17 protein-coding genes are annotated in these 22,828 nt (G+C 66.7%); 9 read left to right on the forward strand and 8 right to left on the reverse strand.

Annotated elements, in window-relative coordinates:
- Positions 1–194 precede the first annotated feature (194 nt).
- Entirely contained in the window at positions 195–3,044 is a 2,850-nt protein-coding gene (acnA, locus tag E3O62_RS16190; RefSeq protein ID WP_134399239.1) for an aconitate hydratase AcnA, read from the forward strand.
- A gap of 110 nt (positions 3,045–3,154) precedes the next feature.
- Complete coding sequence (gene dxs, locus E3O62_RS16195) at positions 3,155–5,107, forward strand: 1-deoxy-D-xylulose-5-phosphate synthase (RefSeq protein ID WP_134399240.1); 1,953 nt, start codon at positions 3,155–3,157, stop codon at positions 5,105–5,107.
- 252 nt (positions 5,108–5,359) lie between these two features.
- Here dxs and E3O62_RS16200 read toward each other — a convergent pair whose 3' ends face one another.
- The 4 genes from E3O62_RS16200 to E3O62_RS16215 all read right to left on the reverse strand — a co-directional run bounded on the left by E3O62_RS16200 (position 5,360) and on the right by E3O62_RS16215 (position 10,588).
- Positions 5,360–7,531 carry a 3-hydroxyacyl-CoA dehydrogenase NAD-binding domain-containing protein gene (locus E3O62_RS16200; protein ID WP_134399242.1) on the reverse strand — a complete coding sequence of 724 codons (2,172 nt, stop codon included), beginning with the start codon at positions 7,529–7,531 and terminating at the stop codon, positions 5,360–5,362.
- Complete coding sequence (locus tag E3O62_RS16205) at positions 7,528–8,733, reverse strand: thiolase family protein (RefSeq protein ID WP_134399244.1); 1,206 nt, start codon at positions 8,731–8,733, stop codon at positions 7,528–7,530. Before E3O62_RS16205 ends, E3O62_RS16200 begins: the two co-directional genes overlap by 4 nt.
- A gap of 75 nt (positions 8,734–8,808) precedes the next feature.
- Positions 8,809–10,005, reverse strand: coding sequence for an HRDC domain-containing protein (locus E3O62_RS16210; protein ID WP_134399246.1), 1,197 nt, complete (start codon positions 10,003–10,005; stop codon positions 8,809–8,811).
- Complete coding sequence (locus tag E3O62_RS16215) at positions 9,998–10,588, reverse strand: DUF3000 domain-containing protein (protein ID WP_134399248.1); 591 nt, start codon at positions 10,586–10,588, stop codon at positions 9,998–10,000. The genes E3O62_RS16210 and E3O62_RS16215 overlap by 8 nt, the downstream gene beginning before the upstream one ends.
- Positions 10,589–10,699: 111 nt before the next feature.
- Between E3O62_RS16215 and E3O62_RS16220 the strand changes: the two genes are divergently transcribed.
- On the forward strand, positions 10,700–11,884 hold the full coding sequence (locus tag E3O62_RS16220) for a S9 family peptidase (RefSeq protein WP_166786520.1): 1,185 nt from the start codon (positions 10,700–10,702) through the stop codon (positions 11,882–11,884).
- On the opposite strand, the gene E3O62_RS16225 is transcribed toward E3O62_RS16220, so the two are convergent.
- From E3O62_RS16225 to E3O62_RS16235, 3 genes are read right to left on the reverse strand one after another with little or no spacing between them, the layout of a single operon-like run.
- On the reverse strand, positions 11,808–12,593 hold the full coding sequence (locus E3O62_RS16225; protein WP_134399252.1) for a dihydrofolate reductase family protein: 786 nt from the start codon (positions 12,591–12,593) through the stop codon (positions 11,808–11,810). The genes E3O62_RS16220 and E3O62_RS16225 overlap by 77 nt on opposite strands.
- The gene (locus tag E3O62_RS16230; RefSeq protein ID WP_134399253.1) at positions 12,590–13,027 is read right to left on the reverse strand and encodes a SufE family protein; all 438 of its coding nucleotides are present in this window, start codon (positions 13,025–13,027) and stop codon (positions 12,590–12,592) included. The genes E3O62_RS16225 and E3O62_RS16230 overlap by 4 nt, the downstream gene beginning before the upstream one ends.
- Before the next feature lie 60 nt (positions 13,028–13,087).
- The gene (locus E3O62_RS16235) at positions 13,088–13,990 is read right to left on the reverse strand and encodes a sulfurtransferase (protein WP_134399255.1); all 903 of its coding nucleotides are present in this window, start codon (positions 13,988–13,990) and stop codon (positions 13,088–13,090) included.
- 182 nt (positions 13,991–14,172) lie between these two features.
- Here E3O62_RS16235 and zapE point away from each other — a divergent pair, with 182 nt between their 5' ends.
- Positions 14,173–15,222, forward strand: coding sequence for a cell division protein ZapE (gene zapE / locus E3O62_RS16240; protein WP_134396207.1), 1,050 nt, complete (start codon positions 14,173–14,175; stop codon positions 15,220–15,222).
- A 212-nt stretch (positions 15,223–15,434) separates the two neighbouring features.
- A complete protein-coding gene (locus E3O62_RS16245; RefSeq protein WP_134399257.1) occupies positions 15,435–16,706 on the forward strand; it encodes an ammonium transporter in 1,272 nt (423 codons plus the stop codon).
- Positions 16,707–16,757: 51 nt separating this feature from the next.
- Here the strand turns inward: E3O62_RS16245 and E3O62_RS16250 are convergent, their stop codons facing one another.
- A complete protein-coding gene (locus tag E3O62_RS16250; protein WP_241973557.1) occupies positions 16,758–17,111 on the reverse strand; it encodes an SHOCT domain-containing protein in 354 nt (117 codons plus the stop codon).
- Positions 17,112–17,628: 517 nt separating this feature from the next.
- Between E3O62_RS16250 and E3O62_RS16725 the strand changes: the two genes are divergently transcribed.
- The 4 genes from E3O62_RS16725 (at position 17,629) to E3O62_RS16265 (ending at position 22,466) form a co-directional block, all read left to right on the forward strand.
- Positions 17,629–19,194, forward strand: coding sequence for a hypothetical protein (locus tag E3O62_RS16725; RefSeq protein WP_166786521.1), 1,566 nt, complete (start codon positions 17,629–17,631; stop codon positions 19,192–19,194).
- Positions 19,195–19,277: 83 nt separating this feature from the next.
- Entirely contained in the window at positions 19,278–20,003 is a 726-nt protein-coding gene (locus E3O62_RS16255; RefSeq protein ID WP_166784678.1) for a LuxR C-terminal-related transcriptional regulator, read from the forward strand.
- Positions 20,004–20,135: 132 nt separating this feature from the next.
- Positions 20,136–21,581 carry a flotillin family protein gene (locus E3O62_RS16260; RefSeq protein WP_166784677.1) on the forward strand — a complete coding sequence of 482 codons (1,446 nt, stop codon included), beginning with the start codon at positions 20,136–20,138 and terminating at the stop codon, positions 21,579–21,581.
- Positions 21,582–21,734: 153 nt separating this feature from the next.
- On the forward strand, positions 21,735–22,466 hold the full coding sequence (locus E3O62_RS16265) for a YqjF family protein (RefSeq protein ID WP_134399259.1): 732 nt from the start codon (positions 21,735–21,737) through the stop codon (positions 22,464–22,466).
- Positions 22,467–22,828: the final 362 nt, after the last annotated feature.

The following is a 22,828-nucleotide window of genomic DNA, read 5'->3' on the forward strand; positions in this document are numbered from 1 at the left end:
CGCCGGAAAGAAGCGCGGGAAACGCGGTGGCACCGCTAGAGTTATCTCTACGTCAAGATAATTCGGCGTTGGACATCGTCCGCACGTGGCATCCGCCGGTTAGGTTACCCTTGCTGGCAGGGGCAGGCGTCCGGTCGTCAGGATTGAGGATTGCGGACGGTTTCGCCGTCGGTTTCCACGAAGGAGAGGGCATCGTGTCGGCGCTTAATAATGCGGTTGTAAACAGTTTTGGAGCCAAGGACACCCTGCGGGTCGGGTCGACGGACTACGAGATCTTTCGTCTTGACGCGGTGTCGGGCTACGAGAAGCTCCCGTTCAGCCTGAAAGTGCTGCTGGAGAACCTTCTTCGCACCGAGGACGGCGCCAACATCACCGAGGCCCACATTCGTGCCCTCGGCGAGTGGGTTCCAACGGCGGAACCCGACACCGAGATCCAGTTCACGCCTGGCCGCGTGGTCATGCAGGACTTCACGGGCGTGCCGTGCATCGTCGACCTCGCCACCATGCGCGAGGCCGTCGCCGAACTCGGCGGCGACCCGAAGAAGATCAACCCGCTGGCTCCGGCCGAGCTGGTCATCGACCACTCCGTCATCGCCGACCTGTTCGGAACCGCGGAGGCCCTCGAGCGCAACGTGGAGATCGAGTACGAGCGCAACGGTGAGCGGTACCAGTTCCTGCGCTGGGGCCAGACCGCGTTCAACGACTTCAAGGTCGTGCCGCCCGGAACCGGCATTGTGCATCAGGTCAACCTGGAGTATCTGGCCCGCGTCACGATGACCCGCACCGTGCCGGACGCCGAGGGCAACGACGTGCTCCAGGCCTACCCCGACACCTGCGTGGGGACCGACTCGCACACGACCATGGTTAACGGCCTCGGCGTACTCGCCTGGGGTGTGGGCGGCATCGAAGCTGAGGCAGCCATGCTCGGCCAGTCCATCTCGATGCTCATTCCCAAGGTGGTCGGCTTCAAGCTCAACGGCTCCATTCCGACCGGCGTCACCGCGACGGATGTCGTGCTCACCATCACCCAGATTCTGCGCAAGCACGGCGTGGTCGGTAAGTTTGTCGAGTTCTACGGCGCGGGTGTCTCGCAGGTTCCGCTGGCCAACCGGGCCACGATCGGCAACATGAGCCCGGAGTTCGGATCCACGGCCGCGATGTTCCCGATCGACGACGTCACCCTCGACTACCTGCGCCTGACCGGTCGCAGCGACGAGCAGGTTGCACTTGTCGAGGCCTACTCGAAGCTGCAGGGCCTGTGGCACGATGCCGACAAGGAGCCCGTCTTCAGCGAGTACCTCGAACTCGACCTGGGCACCGTCGTGCCGTCGATTGCGGGCCCGAAGCGCCCGCAAGACCGCGTCATCCTCACCGAGGCGAAGTCGCAGTTCGAACTTGACCTGCAGAGCTACGCGACGCAGGACTGGACTGTTGTGGACGCGGCCGTCGAGGCCTCCTTCCCGGCTTCAGACCCGATCGGCTTTACCGCCGAGGACGAGAACCTGGACCACAAGGCCTCACACAACCACGTGAGCCACGCTCCGATCAGCGTGTCCAGGCCCGTCGCGATCACCACGCAGGCCGGCGCGAACTATACGCTCGACCACGGAGCGGTCGCTGTCGCGGCCATCACCTCGTGCACCAACACGTCCAATCCGAGTGTCATGCTCGCCGCGGGTCTGCTCGCCCGAAACGCCGTCAGGAAGGGCCTCACGAGCAAGCCGTGGGTCAAGACCACCCTGGCTCCGGGCTCGAAGGTCGTCACCGACTACTACGAGAAGGCCGGCCTCACCGGCGACCTGGAGGCCCTCGGCTTCTACACAGTCGGCTACGGCTGCACGGTCTGCATCGGCAACACCGGCCCGCTCATCGACGAGGTCACGACCGCGATCAACGACAACGACCTGGCCGTCACCGCGGTGCTCTCAGGCAACCGCAACTTCGAGGGTCGGATCAGCCCCGACGTCAAGATGAACTACCTGGCCAGCCCGCCGCTGGTCATCGCTTACGCCCTCGCGGGCTCGATGAACTTCGACTTCGAGACGGATGCGCTCGGCATCGGCAGCGACGGCAACGAGGTGTTCCTCAAGGACATCTGGCCCGACTCCGCCGAGGTGCAGTCCACGATCGACAGCTCGATCGACACCGGCATGTTCACGAAGCAGTACGGCCATGTCTTCGAGGGCGACGAGCGCTGGCGCGGCCTACCGACACCGGACAGCGAGGTCTTCGAGTGGGACCTTGAGTCCACGTATGTGCGGAAGCCCCCATACTTCGACGGCATGACCATGGAGACCACCCCGGTGGTCGACATTGTCGGTGCCCGTGTGCTGGCCAAACTGGGCGACTCGGTCACGACCGACCACATCAGCCCTGCTGGATCGATCAAGGCCGACAGCCCGGCCGGTGCCTACCTGCTGGAGCACGGCGTTGAACGGGGCGACTTCAACTCCTACGGCTCGCGCCGCGGCAACCACGAGATCATGATCCGCGGCACGTTCGCGAACATCCGTCTCCGCAACCAGCTGCTGGACGGAGTCGAGGGTGGCTACACCCGCGACTTCACCGTTGACGGGGCGCCGCAGGCGTTCATCTATGACGCTTCGCAGAACTACCAGGCCGCCGGCACGCCGCTGGTCATCTTCGGTGGCAAGGAATACGGTTCGGGTTCGTCCCGCGACTGGGCCGCGAAGGGCACCAGCCTCCTCGGGGTGAAGGCCGTCATCACGGAGAGCTTCGAACGCATCCACCGTTCGAACCTGATCGGGATGGGCGTCGTGCCTCTGCAGTTCCCGGCCGGCCAGAGCTGGGCATCACTGGGACTGGACGGCACGGAGGTCGTCACGATCGAGGGTCTCGTCGAGCTGAACAGCGGGGTCACCCCGAAGACGGTGCGCGTCACGGCGGCGCCGAGTGCGCAGTCTGCCCCCGGCAAGGCCACGGTCGAGTTCGACGCGGTCGTCCGCATCGACACTCCGGGTGAGGCCGATTACTACCGCAACGGCGGCATCCTGCAGTACGTCCTGCGTTCGCTGGTCGCCTAGCACCCAGGAGCCTTTCGGCTCGCTACCGAAACCGGCGCGTAGACTCGGCTTGACCGAATCTATGCGCCGGTTTTCTGGTGGCGGATAGCGCAACGTGAAAGGTGTTATTGATGGCGCTACTGGACACGATCTTCGGGCCGAGAGATCTGGATCGCCTCTCGATGGACCAGCTCGTCCAGCTCGCGGCCGAGGTGCGGGCGTTCCTCGTTCGGGAAGTCTCCAAGACCGGCGGGCACCTTGGTCCGAACCTTGGCGTGGTCGAGCTGACCATCGCGATGCACCGGGTCTTCGAATCCCCGCGTGACGCCATTGTCTTCGACACCGGACACCAGGCCTACGTGCATAAGCTGCTCACCGGGCGTCAGGACTTCAGCCTCCTCCGCCAGGCCGGCGGCCTGGCCGGCTACCCGCAGCGGCGCGAGTCCGAGCACGACATCGTGGAGAGTTCCCACGCCTCCAGCTCATTGTCCTGGGCTGACGGCATTTCCCGAGCCTTCGAGATGACCGGGCAGAGCGACCGCCATGTGATCGCGGTCGTCGGCGACGGCTCCCTGACCGGCGGCATGACCTGGGAAGCCCTCAACAACATCAGCGACGACAACACCCGTCGCCTGATCATCATCGTGAATGACAACGGCCGCTCCTACGCGCCCACTATCGGCGGCATGGCCCGCTTCCTGAACACCGTGCGCACCCGACAGGCGTACCACAGTGCCTATCTGACCAGCCGTCAGGCCTTCGAACGGATGGGCGCGCCCGCCCGGGCGTTCTTCCGCGGTGTGCGCGGCGGCATGCACGGATTCCTCGCCCGGTTCTCCAACAATGAGGCGCTCTACTCCAACCTCGACATCAAGTACATCGGCCCGATCGACGGCCACGACATGGCGGCGATGGTCGAGGCGCTCCATCAGGCCAAGGGCTACGGCGCGCCGGTGATCGTGCACGCGATCACCCAGAAGGGTAAGGGATACGACCCGGCCGTTCAGGACACCGCCGACCAGTTCCATGCGGTCGGCCAGATCGACCCGGAAACAGGGGAGTCCATCGAATCAGCCGGCGCACCCTCCTGGACGTCGGTGTTCGCCGACGAGCTGCTGCGCCTCGCCACACTCGATCCGAAGATCGTGGGCATCACCGCGGCCATGCTCCGTCCCACCGGCCTGCACAAGATGGCCGAGCGATTCCCTGCCCGGGTACACGACGTGGGCATCGCCGAGCAGCACGCCGTCACCAGTGCCGCTGGCCTCGCCTTCGGCGGCCTGCACCCGGTCGTCGCGCTCTACGCCACCTTCATCAACCGGGCGTTTGACCAGGTCCTGATGGATGTCGCCCTGCACAAGGCCGGCGTCACATTCGTGCTCGACCGGGCCGGGGTGACCGGGCCCGACGGTCCCAGCCATCACGGCATCTGGGACCTGGCGATCCTTCAGGTCGTCCCCGGGATCCGCTTAGCGGCACCTCGGGACTCGGTGCGCCTGGCAGAGGAGCTCGAAGAGGCCGTGGCCGTCGACGACGCGCCCACTGTGCTGCGTTTCCCCAAGGGCAGCGTGAGCGTCTCAATCGACGCCGTGCGCCGCTTGGACGACGGCGTAGACGTGCTCCTGGAATCAGCCCAGAAAGACGTGCTGATCGTCACCGTCGGGCCGATGGCCGCGATGGGTCTCGATGTGGCGGACCGGCTCGCAGCCCAGGGCATCGGAGCCACCGTCGTCGACCCGCGCTGGGTCGTCCCGGTACCGCGGAGCATCGTGGCCCTGGGCGCGGAGTACCGCATCGTCGTGACCATCGAGGACGGCATCCGGGTCGGCGGCGTCGGCACCCGTGTCCGTCAGGATCTGCGTGAAGCCGGCGTGGACACGGCGGTCACCGAACTGGGGCTGCCCGACGAATTCCTCGACCACGGCACCCGCGCCGAGATCCTCGACCGTGTTGGGCTCACCCCCCAGCGCATCGCCCGCGATGTCGTCGCAATGGTGCTCGGCAGCAAGATCCCGCATGCGCGGCCCCTGCCGGCGGACCGCGCCGACACCGCGAGCATCCCGGCAAATCTTCAGCACGACTAGGTGATTCCCCATCGAATGGTCGGATCGTTTCTGGAAGGCTGGGGCTGAGATCACCCCGTGGTCGCTGTTCATCACAGGCGCGGTTCCGTGCATCGAGGTCCCCTGATCGCCTACGTCGGCAAGGGGAACGCCCGGTTCGAAAATCCTCGACCCGGGCGAATCCCAACGCCCCCACGTGGCGGGCCTCACCCTTCCGGCCCGCCGGCCGCACAATAATATCGCCGTTAGTCGCCTACGGTGAGTCGCCTACGGTCAGTCGCCTACGGTCGTGCGGGTGGCAGGCAGGCCCGCGGCAGCGACGCCGCGGATCGGTGGGGTGCGGAACGTGCCCTGGAAGACCCGTTCGCTCGCGCCGACACGGTCGAGGTAGGGAGTGATCCCGCCCATCTGGAACGGCCAGTTGGCCCCGAGAATCATGCACAGGTCGATGTCCTCCGCGGCGTGCACGACGCCGTCGTCCAGCATCCGCTTGATTTCATCGGCGAGGCCGTCCCCGATCCGGCGCAGGATCTGCTCGGCTGTCATCGGGGTCTGCCCGCCCGCGACGATCTTGACGGCGCCCTTGTCGAAGCCCTTGATCCTGCCCTTGGCGTCGCGCTCCAGAATGGTTCCGTGCTCGGCCAGCTTGTGCAGGTTCGCGCTCTCGAAGAACCGGTCCGGGAATGCGGCATGGTGGGTGTCCAGAACGTGTGCGCCGACCTTGAGGCCGACCAGCTCGAGCAGCTCGAACGGGGTCATCGGCATCCCGAACGGAGCCAGTGACCCATCGACGACCTCGAATGGGGTGCCGGTGTCGACGGCATGCATGGCCTCACCCAAGAGCTTCGCCAGGAGGCGGTTCACGACGAACCCGGGGGTGTCCCGGGTGATGACCGCGTTCTTTCGCAGTTTGGCTGCCACGACCATCGCCGTGGAGAGAGTGGCGTCGTTGGTCCGCGGGGTGTTCACGACCTCGATCAGCGGCATGATCGCCACTGGGTTGAAAAAGTGGAAACCGACCAGGCGCTCGGGGTGGGCCAGCTTCGCACCGATCTGCTCGACCGAGAGGGACGAGGTGTTGGTGGCGAGGATGGCGTCGGGAGAGATGTGCTTCTCGATTTCGGCGAAGACATCCTGTTTCACGCCGAGTTCCTCGAAGACCGCCTCGATCACCCAGTCGGCGTCGGCGAACTGTGCCTTGTCTGTCGTTCCCGTGACCAGAGCGCGGAGCCGGTTGGCCTCGTCGGGGGAGATACGGTTCTTGGTCTCCAAGGTGAGGATCTCGCCGTGGATGTACGCGACGCCCTTGTCGACGCGGGCCTGGTCGAGGTCAGTGATCACTACGGGCACGCGCAGGCGACGCACGAAGAGAAGGGCGAACTGGCTGGCCATCAGGCCGGCGCCGATGACGCCTACCTTCTTGATCGGGCGGGCGAGGGCCTTGTCCGGCGCACCGGCCGGCCGCTTGGCTCGCTTCTGCACCAGGTTGAACGCGTAAATACTGGCCTGCAGCTGGTCTCCGGAGATGAGTTCGGCCAAGGAGTCGTCTTCCCGCTCGAATCCTTCCTGGCGAGATCCGCTCTTGGCTGCTTTGAGCAGGTCGAGTGCGATGTACGGCGACCGGGCGACGGTTCCGATGCGGTTTTCCAGCATCTTGCGGGCCACTCCCACGGCCACATCCCATTTCACGAGCCGTTCGACCTTGCCGGGCGTATTGGGCCGGGCGACCTTTGTCTTTCCGGCGATCACGCCATCGGCCCACTCGATGGACTGTTCGAGGAACCTGGCAGAGGCGAACTGCACGTCGGCGATGCCCAGCTCGAGAGCATCCGCCGCTTTGAGCGTGCGGTGCTTGAGCGGATTCTCGATGATCACCTTGAGCGCGTTCTCGATGCCGATCAGGTTGGGCAGCAGGTAGGAGCCGCCCCAGCCCGGGATCAGCCCAAGGGACACCTCGGGCAACGCGATCGCGGGCACGGTCGCGTCGACGGTTCGGTAGTCGGCGTTGAGGGCGATCTCCAGCCCGCCCCCCAGTGCGAGCCCGTTGATGAACACGAAGGAGGGCACACCCAGTTCGGCCTGCTTGCCCAGCGCATAGTGGCCCAACTGGGCCAGTAGTTTGCCCGTCGCGAGCGACGGGATCTCGCTGACCTTGCTCAGGTCGGCGCCCGCGGCGAGGATGAACGGTTTGCCGGTGACGGCGACGCCGTGGATGGCGCCGAGGGCGGCGCGTTCCCGGAGAAGGTCCATCGTCATGGCGAACTCGAGCAGGGTGATCGGGCCGAGCGTGTTCGGGCGGGTGTGGTCCCGGCCGTTGTCGAGCGTGACCAACGCCAGGATCTTTCCACCGGACAGAGGCACATCGTGTACGTAGCAGTGGGTGACGACCTCGTCGGCAGACAGCTCGACCAGCGGGGTGAAATCGAGTTCGGAGTAGTTGCTCATCGCTTGCTTGCTTTCCGGTTGAAGTTCGGGTTCTCCCAAATCACGGTGCCGCCCTGGCCGAGGCCGATGCACATGGCGGTGAGGCCGTAGCGCACCTCCGGGTGCTCGCTGAACTGACGGGCGAGCTGGTTCATCAGGCGCACGCCGGAGGAAGCGAGCGGATGTCCGATGGCGATCGCGCCGCCGTACTCGTTCACCCGCGGGTCCTCGTCGTCGATGCCGAAGTGGTCGAGGAACGAGATGACCTGCACGGCGAAAGCCTCATTGAGTTCGAACAGGCCGATGTCCGTGATGTTGAGGCCGGCCTTGCGTAGGGCCTTCTCGGTGGAGGGGACCGGGCCGAGGCCCATGACCTCCGGCTCAACGCCGGCGAAGGCGAAGCTGACCATCTTCATTTTGACGGTGAGACCGAGATCCTTGGCGGCCTTGCCGCTGGCGAGGAGGCAGGCGCTGGCACCGTCGTTGAGCCCGGACGCGTTGCCGGCAGTGACCCGTCCGTGGGGACGGAAGGGAGTCTTGAGAGTCGCGAGGCCCTCCATCGTGGTTTCGGGGCGGGGAGCCTCGTCGCGGGTCGCCAGCCCCCAACCGGAATCGCTGCGGATCGCAACCGACACCAGGTCGGGCTGTATCTTCTCGGCGGCATAGGCCGCGGCGACCTTCTGTTGGCTCCGCAGGGCGAACCGGTCGGACCGCTCCTTGGTGTAGGCCGGGAACCGGTCGTGGATGCGCTCGGCCGTGGCGCCCATATTGAGAGCGTCCTCGCTGACCAGGCGCTCGGACAGGAAACGCGGATTCGGGTCGACGCCCGAACCCATCGGGTGGCGTCCCATGTGCTCGACGCCGCCGGCGATGGCCAAGTCGTAGGCGCCAAATCCGATCCCGGCTCCGAGAGTGGTCACGGCGGTCATGGCACCGGCGCACATCCGGTCAATGGCGAATCCGGGTACCGACTTCGGCAACCCGGAAAGCAGTGCCGCCGTGCGACCGAGCGTGAGGCCCTGGTCGCCGGTCTGGGTGGTGGCGGCAATCGCCACCTCGTCGATGCGTTCCCCAGGGACCGTCGGGTTGCGTTCCAGCAGTCCGATCATGGCCTTGACCACGAGATCGTCCGCCCGGGTGTTCCAGTACATGCCCTTTTCACCGGCGCGTCCGAACGGGGTACGAACCCCGTCCACAAACACGACTTCTGTTCTATCGGCCACTTTGCCTCCATCATCGATCAGGTGTCGGTCGATCCTAAAGGGGCTCCCGTGGAGGGTCGAATCCTTGGACGGATCCTACGAATCCGCTTCCGAAGAGAGCTCGATCGATTGGTGGACATCCACAAAGGCATCGGCGATCCGTTGTGCGGTCACTTCAATTTGCCAGGTGCGCGCACCCAGGTGCGCGAGCGCCTCCCCGACGGATGCGGGGTCGACGTTCTCGGGCGGTGTCCACGCCACTCGGCGGACATAGTCCGGGGTGACGAGGTTCTCCAGCGGGATGGCGAGCTCCTCGGAGACCACGGTCAGGGCTGCGCGAGCGGCCTTGTAGCGCAGGTCAGCCTCGGGATTGCGGTCGGACCAGGCGCGCGGGGGCGGGAGCAGGTCGCCGTTCCCCCGAAGCGACGGCAGGTCGGTTGACGCCAAGCCTTTCTGGATGGCATCCCACCAGCGGTCGAGTTCGCTGCGGCTCGCACGGCCGCTGAACTCCCTCAGATCAGCCAGGGCCTGCCGGTTCGCCGGCATGGCCCGTGCTGCCGCCGTCAGCGACGCGTCGGGCACGAGCCGGCCTGGGGACACATCCAGCTCCTGCGCCAGAGCGTCGCGAGCCAGCCACAACTCCCGGGCCACGGCCAGGCCACGCTGTCCCCGGATGGAGTGCACGCCGGAAAGGCGGCGCCAGGGTTCGGGGCCGACGGGCTTGGCCTCACGCGCCAGCACGGCGGCGAATTCCTGCGCGGCGATGTCGGTCTTGGAGTCGGTGGCGAGCATGTCGACCATACGGTCACGCAGGTCGGGAAGCAGTTCCACGTCGAGCGCGCCGTAGACCAGCCAGGCCTCCGGCAGCGGGCGGGTCGACCAGTTGGCAGCGGAGTGTTCCTTGGCAAGATGGATGCCGAGCAGCTCTTCCACCACCGTGCCGAGGCCGACCCGGGGGATTCCGAGCAGGCGAGCGGCCAGTTCAGTGTCGAAGATGTGCCGGGGGTCAAGTCCGACCTCGCGCAGGCAGGCCAGGTCCTGGCTCGCGGCGTGAAAAATCCACTCGTCATCGCGCAGAGCCTGGTTGAGCTCGTAGAAGTCGCCGATCGCGGGCGGGTCGAACAGAAATGTGCCAGCGTCGCGCCGATAGATCTGGATCAGGTAGGCGCGCTGGGAGTAGGTGAAGCCGGAGGCTCGTTCAGCGTCGATGCCGATCGGGCCCGTGCCCGCGCTAAGGGCTGCGGTCGCCGCGAGGTAGGCGTCCCGCGTATCGATCACCTGGTGATCAAGCACGACCGGTTCGGCGTGTGGACAACATGCTCACTCCTTCGCCAGTGGGTGGAAGACCTGCGAGCATGCAGAGCAGCTCGCCCCATCCTTCGACGTGGGCGGCGAGATTATGGTCCAGCGGCGTCCACGAGGCTCGCAGTTCGATCTGCGCGCCATCGCCCTGCCTGGCAAGTTCGCCAAAGCCGGACGAGATAATCTTAGTCGCGGTCCCCGAGGCCGCCGTATACCGTGCCCCGTGGGCGTCGAGAGCATCGACCAGCCACGACCAGGTGACCCCCGCGACGAACGGGTCGAGGCCGATGTCGGTTTCCAGGGGAGCCTGGACGAAGCAGACGACGCGGAAGGCGCCGCCCCATTCCTCGGGCTCGGTCGGGTCGTACAGCAGGATGAAGCGTCCGGTCCCGAGATCGGAGTCGCTCCCGTGACGCACCGGGGTCACGTCGGCCGAGAAGGCGATGGAGTGCGGAGCGAGGTTTTCGGGTGCGGAAATCTCATTGACCACAAGCTCCGTACGGATGCGGGCACGTGCGAAGGATGCGCGGGCGGCGGCGAACTCCGGCGGGAGCGTTTCTTGTGTTTCGGGCACGTGTGCAGACTAGAGTTTTTTTCGAGCGGAGTCGGTCAGGCACGCCGGACAGGGGAGGTAGTCATGCGTGACAGGGCGGGATCAGGGCGGTACCCGAGGCGTTTTCTGGCGGTGACCGGGATCGCAGTCGCCGGGGCAACGGTGTTGCTGGGGGTCGCGGGCGGTGTTTTGGCGGCCGTGATGGCGCGTCGGATTGTGACGCCCTTGTCCACGCGCTCCGACGACGTGCGGATCCACTCCGTCGACCTCGTGGCGGGCACGATCACGCTGCAGTCCACGGCGGATTCCGTACTGCAGGGCGATTACAGTTTCTGGTTCTCGGGCGATACAGGACACGCCCACCTGGGCGAGATCCTCCGTCTCACGCCCACGAAGGTGACGCGGCGCATTCTGCGCGTCGATCACGGGGATCTGGCCCGGGCCGAGCGCGGCCGACTCGGCGGCTACTCGTACCTCGGGCCCTGGGACCTCGGCTTCGCCTTCGAGGACGTGCTCGTTCCTACCGATGTCGGTGACGCCCCGGCCTGGCTGATCCCGGCCGAGGAGCCGGACGGCCGCTGGGTGATCCAGGTGCACGGGCGCGGGGTGCAGCGGCAGGAGACGCTGCGAGCGGCGCCGGTCTTCCGGGATGCGGGCTTCACGTCCCTGCTCGTGTCGTACCGCAACGACGGGGAGGCACCGCGCAGCGGCGACGGCCGGTATTCCCTTGGAGACGCGGAATGGCAGGATGTCGATGCGGCGATCGCGTTCGCGGTGCACCGCGGTGCGACCGAGATCGTGTTGATGGGGTGGTCCATGGGCGGCGCGATCGTGCTGCAGAGCGCGACGCGATCAACGCTGCGCGACCGGATCGTCGGCATCGTGCTCGACTCGCCCGTGATCGATTGGGCGGATGTCGCGCGCTTCCACGGCGGCCTGCTCGGCCTGCCCGCGGTCATCGCCAGCGGTGCTCTGGAGGTCCTGGGACGGCGTTGGGGCAAGATCGTCACCGGTCAGACCCAACCGATCGACTTCGGACGCCTCGATTTCGTCACGCGCGCCGCCGAGCTCGACCTTCCGGTGCTCCTGATGCACAGCGACGACGACGGATTCGTGCCCGCGACCGGCTCCCGCGCCCTGGCCGGGCGCCGACCCGACATCGTGACCTTTCTGCCGTTCGCGGTAGCGCGGCACACGAAGCTGTGGAACTACGACCGCGAGGGTTGGAATCAGGCCATCACTAACTGGTTGGTCGAGATCGCTCCCACCGAGCGTATGTCGCTCCCTGGTCGTCCAGAAGAAGTTGCCGCATCCTGAATCCGGTGGATCCGGCCGTGGCCGATTCGAGTAAACCCCGGCCGCCGAGCACCACCTGGGGGCTCGTGGACAGGCAGAATTCGTCGACCAGGTCGGCCGCGAAGAATCGCCCGGCGAGCACCGGCCCTCCCTCGCAGACGATGCGCGGGAGGCCGAGGGCGCAGAGAGCCGCGAGAATCGTGGCCGGAGTGAGGACACCGTTCTCATCGTCGAGCGGCACGACGGTCGCGTGGGCCCCGACCGTGGCGGCCTCCACCCGGCTGACTGCGAAGCGCGGACAGAGGATGAACACCGGCTGCCGATGTGCGGAGTCCGGGTGTGCGGAGTCCCGGTGCATAACGTGCTCGAGCCGATGACCGGCCAGGTTTCCGCTGCTGGTGACGACAGCGAGGGCCGCTCGGGCCGGCACGACATACCCCTCCGCACGGACACTGCCGGCGCCGACCAGGACGACGTCGGCGAGTTCCCTGATCACACCCAGGATCCGGCGGTCGAGGCGGCTCGAGAGGGAATCCGAGGTGCCATCGGTCCCGGCCACGCCGCCGTTCAGGCTGGCGATCATATTGACCCGCAGGTACGCGCCGGGCGCCGGGGCGTAGCGCCGTAACAGCCAGTCCCGGCTGACCGGGTCGAGCCCGTCGACGCTTCGCGGCAGGTCGACCGTGTCGCCGCCCGCGTCCGGTTCCGGAAACACCCGGGTCAGGGTCACGCAGCGCCCTCGCGCAGGCGGCGCTTGGTGCGGGCGAGCATGGCTGTCATGCCGCGGATGCGCAGGGGAGACACCGCTGTCGTCAATCCGATCGTGTTCGGATAGTCATCCGGCACATCGAGCACCTCCTGGGCGCTGAGGCCATCCAGACCCTGGGCCAGGATCGAGGCAAAGCCCCGGGTCGTCGGCGACTCCCGGGGAGCGGTCGCGTAGAGGTGCACCGCAGACTCGTGGTCCACCTCAACGAACATGAAGACGGGGGACTGGCATTCAACGACCCGCTCGAGCAGGTCCGGGTGCTCCGCGTAGCGCGGCGGGAGCGCCGGTAGCTCGTCGGCGAACTCAAGCAGCAGCAGCAGCCGGTCGGACTCCTCGAGTTCGAGGAAGTCGTCGCGGATCTCGGCCAGTTTGGCGGGAAGTTCGGTGGCGGTCATCGACACTCATTCTGCCATGCTCGGGCCGTGAGGCCCCGGAATCCGAGTGGGCCGACCGGCTCAGCGGGGCTGAGGTGCGTCGCCCGGCTCCGTGCCCATCACGATCGGCACGTGTACGGCGTTACCCCATTCGGTCCAGGACCCGTCGTAGTTGCGCACGCCTTCGAAGCCGAGTAGGTGGGTCAGAACGAACCAGGTGTGGCTTGACCGCTCGCCGATCCGGCAGTAGGCGATGACGTTGTCGCCGTCGGAGAGGCCGGCCTCGTCACGGTAGATGGCGTCCAGCTCGGTGCGGGTGCGGAAGGTGGCGTCCGGGGCAGCGGCGCGCGCCCACGGCACCGACGCCGCCGACGGGATGTGGCCGCCGCGCAGGGCGCCCTCCTCCGGATAGGCCGGCATGTGGGTGCGTTCGCCGGTGTACTCCTCGGGGGAGCGCACGTCGATCAGCGGGTTCCCGAAGTGTGCGAAGACATCCTCGCGGAATGCGCGGATGGCGGAATCGTTGCGCGGGGTGACCGGGTACACGGTCGGGGTGATAACTGGCCTGTCCCGGGTGAGGCCTCGTTCCTCGGCCGCCCACTTGTCACGGCCACCGTCGAGCAGGCGTACGTCTTCGTGGCCGAACAGGGTGAACACCCACAGGGCGTAGGCCGCCCACCAGTTGTTCTTGTCGCCGTAGATGACCACTGTGGTGTCGCGGGAGATGCCCTTGGCACCGAGCATTGCGGCGAAGGCGGCACCGTTGGCGAAGTCGCGCTCGACCGGATCATTGAGGTCGGTGTGCCAGTCGATTTTCACGGCTCCCGGAATGTGGCCGGTTTCGTAGAGCAGAACGTCTTCGTCCGATTCGACGACAACAAGACCGGGGGTTGCGAGATGCGCCTGCAGCCACTCGGTGCTGACCAGACGTTCGGGGTGGGCGTAGGCCATGAACTTCGGTGCCGGATCGAGATCAACAGACATGGGGGGGAACCTCCTGGTGGCGTCCGATGGACACCGGAATCAAATGGGCGCGGTTTAGGCTGGTTACCGGTCCGCGTTTTCGAATCTACGCGGTATGGCTCCTGATCGCATCCGCGGTCGTTCTTCAACGATGATGCTCCGACCGGGACTATCAGTCCGACACAGAAACCGGGTACTACAGCATGGCTCCACAAGCTCTCAGCCAGGTGCAACGTTTGGCCGATCGCTCTCCGAGCATCACCGGGCCGGAGATCGTGGCCGAGTTGGTTCCGCCGCCCCAGTTCGAGCACGCCTCCTTCGCGTCGTACCGACCTGACCTGAACTTCCCCTCGCAGCTCGAGGCCGTGGAACGGCTGGGCGCCTTTGCCGGAGCCTGGCTGGCCCAACGGCCCAGCGGCTTCTTCTCCCGCACCCGCAAGCCCAAGCCGGAGCTGCCGGGCATCTACCTGGACGGTGGTTTCGGCGTCGGCAAGACCCACCTGCTGGCCGCGCTCTGGCATGCCGCCCCGGGACCGAAATACTTCGGCACCTTCATCGAGTACACCGCACTGGTGGGAGCACTCGGCTATGCAGCCACCGTCAAGCAGCTCTCCGGCGCCCGTCTGATCTGCATCGACGAGTTCGAACTCGACGATCCGGGCGACACCATGCTGATGACCCGGCTTCTGGGCGAGCTCGTGGCCTCGGGTACCCGCGTCGCCGCCACATCGAACACTCCGCCGAATTCGCTCGGCGAGGGGCGTTTCGCCGCGATCGACTTCCTCCGCGAGATCCAGGCGATGTCCGCGAACTTCGAGATCGTGCGCATCGACGGCCTCGACTACCGCAGGCGTGACATCGAGGGCCACGCCATCGCCGTGCCCCGGGACGAATTGGACCAGCTGGTGCCCGCCCTGGTCGAACGCGGCTCCACGGTGACCCGGGACGACTTCGGCGACCTGATCCGACATCTCAGCACGGTGCATCCGTCGAAGTACATCAAATTGATCCACGGCATCGACGTCATCGCCCTGACCGATGTGTACCTGCTGACCGACCAGACGGATGCCCTCAGGCTGGTCGCCTTCATCGACCGGGTCTACGACGCGGAGATTCCGATCATCGCCAACGGCCAGCCACTGAACGAGGTCTTCGACGAGGAGATGCTCTCCGGCGGTTACCGCAAGAAGTACCAGCGGTCCCAGTCCCGTCTCGTGGCGCTGACCACAGGTGAGCTTCCACCGCACGACTGATCCACGACTGATCGGGGCCTGACCACCGCTCTGCCTGCCGAAACGCGATGTTAACACCGTCGCACGGCGCGTAACGCGGGCGAAACATCCGCGCGCACTCACCGAAACCTGCCAACTCCAAACTGACTCTGTACCCGCCGAGACACGATCAACCGCTCACCCTGTGCACGTCGACGGCAATCACTGTTAGTTAGCGAGAGGTAACCATATCCATGGTTGAACTGTCAGTCCTGTTGGACGCCACACCTGATGAAATAGCCCTGAATCTCAATTCCCTGTGGCTCCTCGTCGCGGCCGCCCTCGTGCTTCTGATGACTCCCGGTGTTGCCTTCTTCTACGGCGGCATGGTGAAGGCAAAGAGCGTCATCAGCATGATGATGATGAGCTTCGGCGCGATGGGCGTCGTCGGTGTGCTGTGGGTGCTCTACGGCTACGGGCTTGTCTTCGGCCCGCCGCTGATCCCCGGTTTCCTCGGCAACCCGTCCGGGCTGCTCGGCCTGAGTGGGCTGCTCGGCGCCGCTGAAGACGGATCCCTCACTCCCGACCTGAACGGGCTGGCGTTCGCCGGCTTCCAGGCCACCTTCGCCATCATCACCGTCGCACTGATCTCTGGTGCGATCGCCGACCGTGCCAAGTTCGGCGCCTGGTTGATCTTCGCCGCCGTGTGGTCGACCCTGGTGTATTTCCCAGTCGCCTACTGGGTCTTCAACCTCGCCGACGGCTGGGCTCCCGCCGCTCTCGGGGTCAACGACTTTGCCGGTGGCACCGCCGTGCACATCAACGCCGGTGCAGCCGGTCTGGCTCTCGCCCTGGTGCTCGGCAAGCGGGTGGGCTTCAAGAAGGGCATCTCCAAGCCCCACAACGTTCCGCTCACCCTCCTCGGCGCCTCGCTCCTCTGGTTCGGCTGGTTCGGTTTCAATGCCGGCTCCGAAGCCGCCGTCGACGGTGTCGCCGCCCTCGCCTGGATCAACACGCTTGTCGCTCCCGCCGCCGGTATTCTCGGCTGGCTGATCGTCGAGAAGATCAAGGACGGCAAGCCCACCTCGATCGGTGCCGCCTCGGGTGCCGTCGCCGGGCTCGTCGCCGTCACCCCAGCCTGTAACATCCTCACCCCGTTCTGGGCGATCGTCCTCGGTGTCCTCGTCGGAGCGGTGTGCGCGGTTGCCATCGACCTGAAGTTCAAGTGGGGCTTCGACGACTCGCTCGACGTGGTGGGCATCCACCTCATCGGTGGCATGATCGGAACGCTTTACATCGGTGTCTTCGGGTCGGGCATCGGCCTGCTCGACACCGGCAGCCTCAACCAGCTCTGGGTGCAGTTCGTCGCAGCCTTCGGCATCGCGATCTTCTCCTTCGTGATGGCCTACGGCATCGGGGTGATCATTCAGAAGACGATCGGCTTCCGAATCAACAACGAAGACGAGGTGGCCGGAGTGGACACCATCGTGCACGGTGAAGAGGGCTACGCGCTCGACGCCGTCTAGGCATGAAGCAGCGCCCGGCTCGATCAGGTGCTGTCCTATTCGGTGTCTGTCCTATTGGGTGTAGGAAGACCTCGACAGCGCCTGGGACTTCAGGGCGTCGAACTCGGCCGGGGTGATTGTGCCCGCATCGAGCAGGGCCTTCGCCCGGCTGATCTCTTTCGCGGGCCCGGCACTGGTTCCGGCGACACTGCGGATGTACTGATCGGTCTGCGCCCGGTACTCCTTCGACTCCTTGGAACTGCGTTCCGCCATGCCCTCGCCGCGGGCGATCACGTAGATCAGCACCGTGAGGAAGGGAACGAAGAACAGGGCGAGTAACCACGCCGCCTTCGCCCAGCCGCCGAGTTGCCGGTCCCGAAACAGGTCGACGATGACGCCGAAGAGAGCAAAGAAATACGAAACTATCGCGAAGGTCTAGAAGAAGAACCAGATCGTCCCCCACAGGTTTTCCCAGAAGTCCATGGCTCGTTCTCCTCATCTTCGGGCACTGCCGTCTTCGAGCGTTGAGCGTCGAGCGTCGACCACGACACAATGTGACGGGTGCCACTGTTGTACGTCCAGGCGGCCGGACCACCTTCACCCGGAACGGGTGAATTCCGAACGCTCGAACGCGCTGCCGTCGGTGCGGCGTGCACCGGGCACCCTAGCCGTGGGGCAGGCCGAGAGCTAGGGTGACGAGGCTGAACGACCACTCGGGGCCGCGAATGGAGGACGTGTCTCTATGACCTCGCATCGGATACCGGCTCAGATGGCGGTTCCGGGCGCAGCCCTGACACCGGGAGCCCCGTCACCGGCTGCCCCGTCACCGGGGGTCGGCGCGCTGGTCCCGGCTCCGTCGACCGCTGAGGTGGAGCGGCCGCGGCTTGACGGCGCATTTCATCGGCTCATCGCCGGCGAAGTCCGCTTCGTCTGCGTGTGGGCTGTGGCAGGTTCCGGGAAGACGACCCTGCTGGCCTCCTGGGCAGGCCGCCTTCACCGGAAGGGGGAGTCGATCACCTGGGTACGCGCGCCGGAGCCGGGCCGGTTGCATCCCGCTGATGTCTGGCGGCAGGTCGGGCGGCGCTCGGGGGTGTCAGGCGACGGGGACACCCGGTACGTGTTCATCGATGGGTCGGACCGTGTCGAAGGGGATCGGCCGGGGCCGGTGGGCGAGCTGGTCGCGTCGGCGCCCGAGGGCATCCGTCTCGTGGTCGCCGGGCGCACCCGGCCGGGCGCAGGGCCGACGCGACTGCGCGGCGACGGCTCCATGGTCGACGTGGCGCCTGCGGACCTGGCGTTCGATCGGAGCGAGCTGCTGGCGCTCGCCGCCGCGCATCGTCTCCTTTTGACGGACGAGGAGACGACGATCCTGCTGCAGCGCACTGCGGGATGGGTGACCGGTCTGATGCTGATCGTGCCGTTCCTGCACGGGAGGAACGATTCCGCACGGTTGGTGGCGAATTTTGACGGTGACGATCCCGCGGTGGCCGGTTTCCTCCGGTCGGAGATCATCGCCGGCTGGGCTGACGGTGATGAGAACACGATGCTGCGCGCCGCCGTCAGGCCTGTCCTCTCGGTCGACCTGGCCGTCGAGGTGACGAAGCGAGCGGATGCCGGGGCGGTGCTGGACCGGCTGGCCGGGCCCAGCGCACTCATCACCAGGGAGAGCGGCGACGACACCAGGGCGTATCGCATCCACCCGATCCTGCTGGCCTATCTGCAGAGCGAGGCGCGGCGACGTGACTTCGTGGCGGCGGCGGCTCACGAGACCGCGGCCCGGTGGTTCGCGCGCCGCGCCGACGGTCAAAACGCTCTCGAGCAGGCGCTTGCTGCCGGGCTGCCCATCCTCACCGCCGAGATGCTCGATGCTTTCGGTTTCGATCTCGTGCTCAGGGGAACGCCAGACCTCGTCCTTCGTGCCCTGGCAGAGCCCGCCACGCGCGCCGGGGACCCAGGTGCATCCGTGACGGCGTCCCTGAGGCTGCTCCTGGACGCGCCGTACTTTCCCGACCGGGGGCAGGCCGGCCACCTGTTGGCGGAGCTCGAGACGGCGGGGCTCGCGTCCGGCGGCAGTGCGAAGGTCTGGACCGTCGTGATTGACGCGCTTGCCGCCTTCTTCGCAGCCACACCTGATGAAATCCGGGACCGTCTGGCCAGGCTGGGCGCCGTCCGCACCGCACCGGGGAGGCGGAAGAACCTCGGTGTCGACCTGCTGGCCGCCACCGCGGAGGCCCGGTGCCGCGCCGGTCTGGGCGAGGCGGAGCGAGCCGAAGCGGGACTGCGAATGGTGGCCGTGACCGCGCGGAATGCCGGTTACCAATGGCTGTTCCTGCTTGCCGGCGACCTCGCCGCCGTGGCGGCCTCGCGCCGGGGCGACTGGGCCCGCGCCAGCCTCATCGACGATCAACTGGCTCGGGCGACGGGTGCCGCAGCGCGCCCGGCCACGGGCGCCGGGGCATCCTGGAACGGCTTGTCACGGCCGACCCTCTGGTGTGCGATTCCGGACTGATCGTGTCCGCCCAGACCCTCCTGTCCCTGTCGGCATCGGCGGCGGACCCGAGGCGGCGATCGGCGCTCGAGAGTCTGAATGCCTTGATACGGGAGAATGCGGATGCCCACCCGCGTGTGCTGAGCCTGTGTTGCATTCCCTGGTTCGAGCTGACCGGTGCGCTGGACGGGCGGGCGGAAGCCCGACGTGTCACGCTCCTGGTGGAAAAGGTGCTGGGTGCGGACTCGTTGGAGGCCGTGCTGCTCCGCTCCCTCGCGTACCCGCCGGCCCCGGGCGGCCACGGCGCCGGTGAACGGCTGAAAGCCGCCGCGACGCCGGCCGCCCGGTGTTGGCGCGGATCCACGCTCGTGAGCGCCTGGATCGTGCTCGCCGGCATCGCCGAGGAGGGTGAACGATCCGCCGAAGCGGATGCCCGGCTGGCTCGGGCGCTGCGCCTGGCTGAGCAGCTGCGGGTCGAGAGAGCCTTTCTGGCCGTGGGCGGGCTCGGGGTGTCCCTTCTCGGCACCAGAGTCGGGCGGTTGGGGGACCTCGACGGTTTCGCAAGCCGGATTCTGACTCGGTCCGCTCAGGCGCCGGGGGAGAATCGCCCAGGCCCAGGGCCAACCCCTGCCCTGGTCGCACCGCTCACCGAGCGGGAGCGGGTGCTGCTGCGCGAGCTGCCCTTCCATCAATCCGTGGCGGACATCGCCCGCAAGCACAATGTGAGCCCGAACACCGTCAAAACACATCTGCGCAACATCTATCAGAAGCTTGAGGCCACCGACCGCGCCCGGGCCGTGACCATCGCTCAGGAGCGCGGCCTGCTCTGACCTGCACCCCCCGAATGGGAATGGGTCCGCCTGACTCGGACCACTAGGCTTCGAGGGTCTCGTGCCCGCGCGCGCCGCGCGAAGTGCCAGGCCACGTGCATGATCTTCGTGCCGGCGGAACGGAAGGACCCCATGTTTGAATTCCTGCTCAGCCCCATCCCCGGTCTCATCATGCTGGGTATCGTCGTCTTCCTGATCGGCCTGTTCTATGCCAAGAGCGTCTACAAGAATGCCGGGCCGGACGAAGCCCTGATCATCACCGGCAAGAAATCGAAGAAGACCATCGTCGACGGCGCCACGCTAGAGGAATCCGGGCAACGCGTCGTGCACGGCCAGGGTGTGTTCATCACCCCCTTCTTCCAAAAGGCGTTCAAGATCAGCCTGCGCAGCCGGGCGATCGAGATCACGGCCGTCGCCCAGGACCAGAACGGCGTCACCCTCACCGTGGAAGCAGTCGCCATTGTGAAGGTCGGCGACGACCCGGCCGCCATTCGTGCCGCCGCACAGAGGTTTCTCGGCCAGGACAAGAACATCGACGGCTTCGCACAGGAAGTACTGTCGGGATCGCTGCGGTCGTCGATCGGTGGCACGAACGTGATGACCATCATCCAGAAGCGCGACGAGCTCGGCTCCTCGGTGCTGGCGACCGCCCGGGAGTCCCTGGCCAACCAGGGCGTCGATGTGGACTCGTTCGAGATCAAGGGCATCACTGACGAGAACGACTACATCCGGGACCTCGGACGCGCCGAGCAGGCCAAGGTGCGGCGCCAGGCCGAGGTTGCCGAGCACGCGGCCAACCGGGAGGCCCAGGAGGCCGCCATTCTGGCCGAGCAGGCCATCGCCGAGGCCCAGAACACGCTCGCACTTCGGAAAGCTGCGCTACAGCTGGACACCGACAAGGCCGCCGCCGAAGCCGCCGCGGCCAAACCGCTGGCCGAGGCCAAGGCCCAGCAGGCCATCGTGCAGGAGCAGGAGCTCACCGCCCAGCGGCGCGCATCTCTCCGCAAGGCCGAGCTTGAATCCGAGGTCAACGCGATCGCCGACGCCGAGGCGTACCGCATCCGGGTGACCGCCATCGCGGCGGCGGAGGCCGCAGTGGCCGGCGCGAACGCCGACCGCGACAGCCGCATCGCAAACGCCGAGGCCCTCCGCGCGGAGGGGCAGGCCGAGGCTGACGCCATCCTCGCCCGCGGTACCGCTGAGGCGACCGCGACCCGGCTGTCCGCAGAGGCCGTAGCCGAGCAGAGTGAAGCGCTGATCCAGCTTCGCATGGTGGAAATGCTGCCCGAGATCGCCCGCGAGCTGGCCGCTCCGATGGCGAACATCGACAACCTGACGGTCATCTCCACGGATGGCGCCAGCCAACTGACGAAGAATGTCGCCTCCGGTATCACCGAGGTCGACGGCGTGCTCAAGTCGACCATGGGTATCGGCATCCGGGAACTGCTCGGCAACCTCGTCGGTGGGGCCGCTGTCGGAGCGGCCGCGGCCAAGACCGCCAAGCCACAGGCCTCACTCACGACCGCCCAGCAGGCCGACGTCGACAGCGCCCTGGCTGCGCCGGCCGTCGAGGCGTAGGACGCAGTCAGGTCTGGCGCTGATTCAGGCCTTTCGCGCCTGGATCGCTCGGATTTCGAAAGCGTCGACCTGGTCCCGGTGCGAGTAGCGTTGATGTTCACAGAATGCCGCAGTCCGGTCCGCATGGGCTGGGGAACAAGGGGAGATTTCCAGATGACGGATGCCGCGATGGACCCGGTCTCGGCCGTTGCGCCCCTGCTGGCCGGGCGAGCGTCCTCGAGCCAGCGCTGGTCGAATCTGATGTTCGTGCACTGGCGCGTGGACCCCGCTCTCGTGGCTCCGCTGCTGCCGGACGGTCTCGTGCCCGACGAATTCGACGGCGCCAGCTGGGTTGGGCTGATCCCGTTCGTGCTGGACCGGGCCACCGTCTTCGGCAGTCCGCCCATTCCCTACTTCGGCACCTTCGTTGAGGTGAACGTGCGCCTGTACGCGGTGGATGCGAACGGGCACCGCGGCGTGGTCTTCGTTTCGCTGGAGGCCTCCCGGCTGGCGGCTGTGCTGGCGGCCCGGGCACTGTTCTCGATCCCGTACATGTGGTCCCGCACCAAGCTTGAGGTTGGGGCGGGGGAGTACCGCTACACCGCGCGCCGCCATCTGGCCGCCGGGGCGCGCACCGAGATCGTGGTTCGGCCGACTGCCCGCCCGGTCGTCGGCGATCCGCTCGCCGATTTCCTGACCGCCCGCTGGGCTCTATTCACCCGTACGCGTGGCCGCACGGTGCACCTGCGCAATCACCACGAGCCGTGGGAGCTCTTCGAGGCCGAACTGGTGAGCCTTGACGACACCCTGCTCGCCGTGGCGGGGTTCCCCGGGCTGGCCGGACGCGAGCCGGATTCCGTGCTGTATTCGCCCGGGGTCACCACCTGGTTCGGCGCCGCCGGTTGAGTCGCGGGCCGACGCTATCGAGGCACGGTTGGACGGGGCGTTCGCCCGGCGGGCGGAACTGGTCGAGTCGGGGCGTTGCTTCGGGCTGGCCCGCGCCGCGTTGGAGACGGGTGAGATCAGTTATCAGCATGCGAGGGTGGTGATCGATCAGACGTGGTCGGTGCCGGCGCGGTGAGGGCCGCGATACGCGGACTCAATGCGGTCTGACACAGCGCGGACTTCATGAGCGTTGTCGTCGGCCGCGTGAGAGCGGCAGGCCTTCCCGGTATTTGTCAACCTGTGTGAGACAGGTTGAGGATGGTTTTTTGGTGCGGGTCGTTGATGCAGACGCGGCGGGGCAGGGTGGGTGGTTTGGGGCGGTG

This window comes from Cryobacterium sp. TMT2-15-1 (assembly GCF_004402345.1).
GTDB lineage: Bacteria > Actinomycetota > Actinomycetes > Actinomycetales > Microbacteriaceae > Cryobacterium > Cryobacterium sandaracinum.

What these genes read in the sequence shown, in the direction of transcription:
- dxs (WP_134399240.1), top strand. Translation starts at nt 3,155, where the DNA reads ATGGCGCTACTGGACACGATCTTCGGGCCGAGAGATCTGGATCGCCTC.
- E3O62_RS16200 (WP_134399242.1), bottom strand. Translation starts at nt 7,531, where the DNA reads ATGAGCAACTACTCCGAACTCGATTTCACCCCGCTGGTCGAGCTGTCT.
- E3O62_RS16230 (WP_134399253.1), bottom strand. Translation starts at nt 13,027, where the DNA reads ATGACCGCCACCGAACTTCCCGCCAAACTGGCCGAGATCCGCGACGAC.
- E3O62_RS16235 (WP_134399255.1), bottom strand. Translation starts at nt 13,990, where the DNA reads ATGTCTGTTGATCTCGATCCGGCACCGAAGTTCATGGCCTACGCCCAC.
- zapE (WP_134396207.1), top strand. Translation starts at nt 14,173, where the DNA reads ATGGCTCCACAAGCTCTCAGCCAGGTGCAACGTTTGGCCGATCGCTCT.
- E3O62_RS16245 (WP_134399257.1), top strand. Translation starts at nt 15,435, where the DNA reads ATGGTTGAACTGTCAGTCCTGTTGGACGCCACACCTGATGAAATAGCC.
- E3O62_RS16260 (WP_166784677.1), top strand. Translation starts at nt 20,136, where the DNA reads ATGTTTGAATTCCTGCTCAGCCCCATCCCCGGTCTCATCATGCTGGGT.
- E3O62_RS16265 (WP_134399259.1), top strand. Translation starts at nt 21,735, where the DNA reads ATGACGGATGCCGCGATGGACCCGGTCTCGGCCGTTGCGCCCCTGCTG.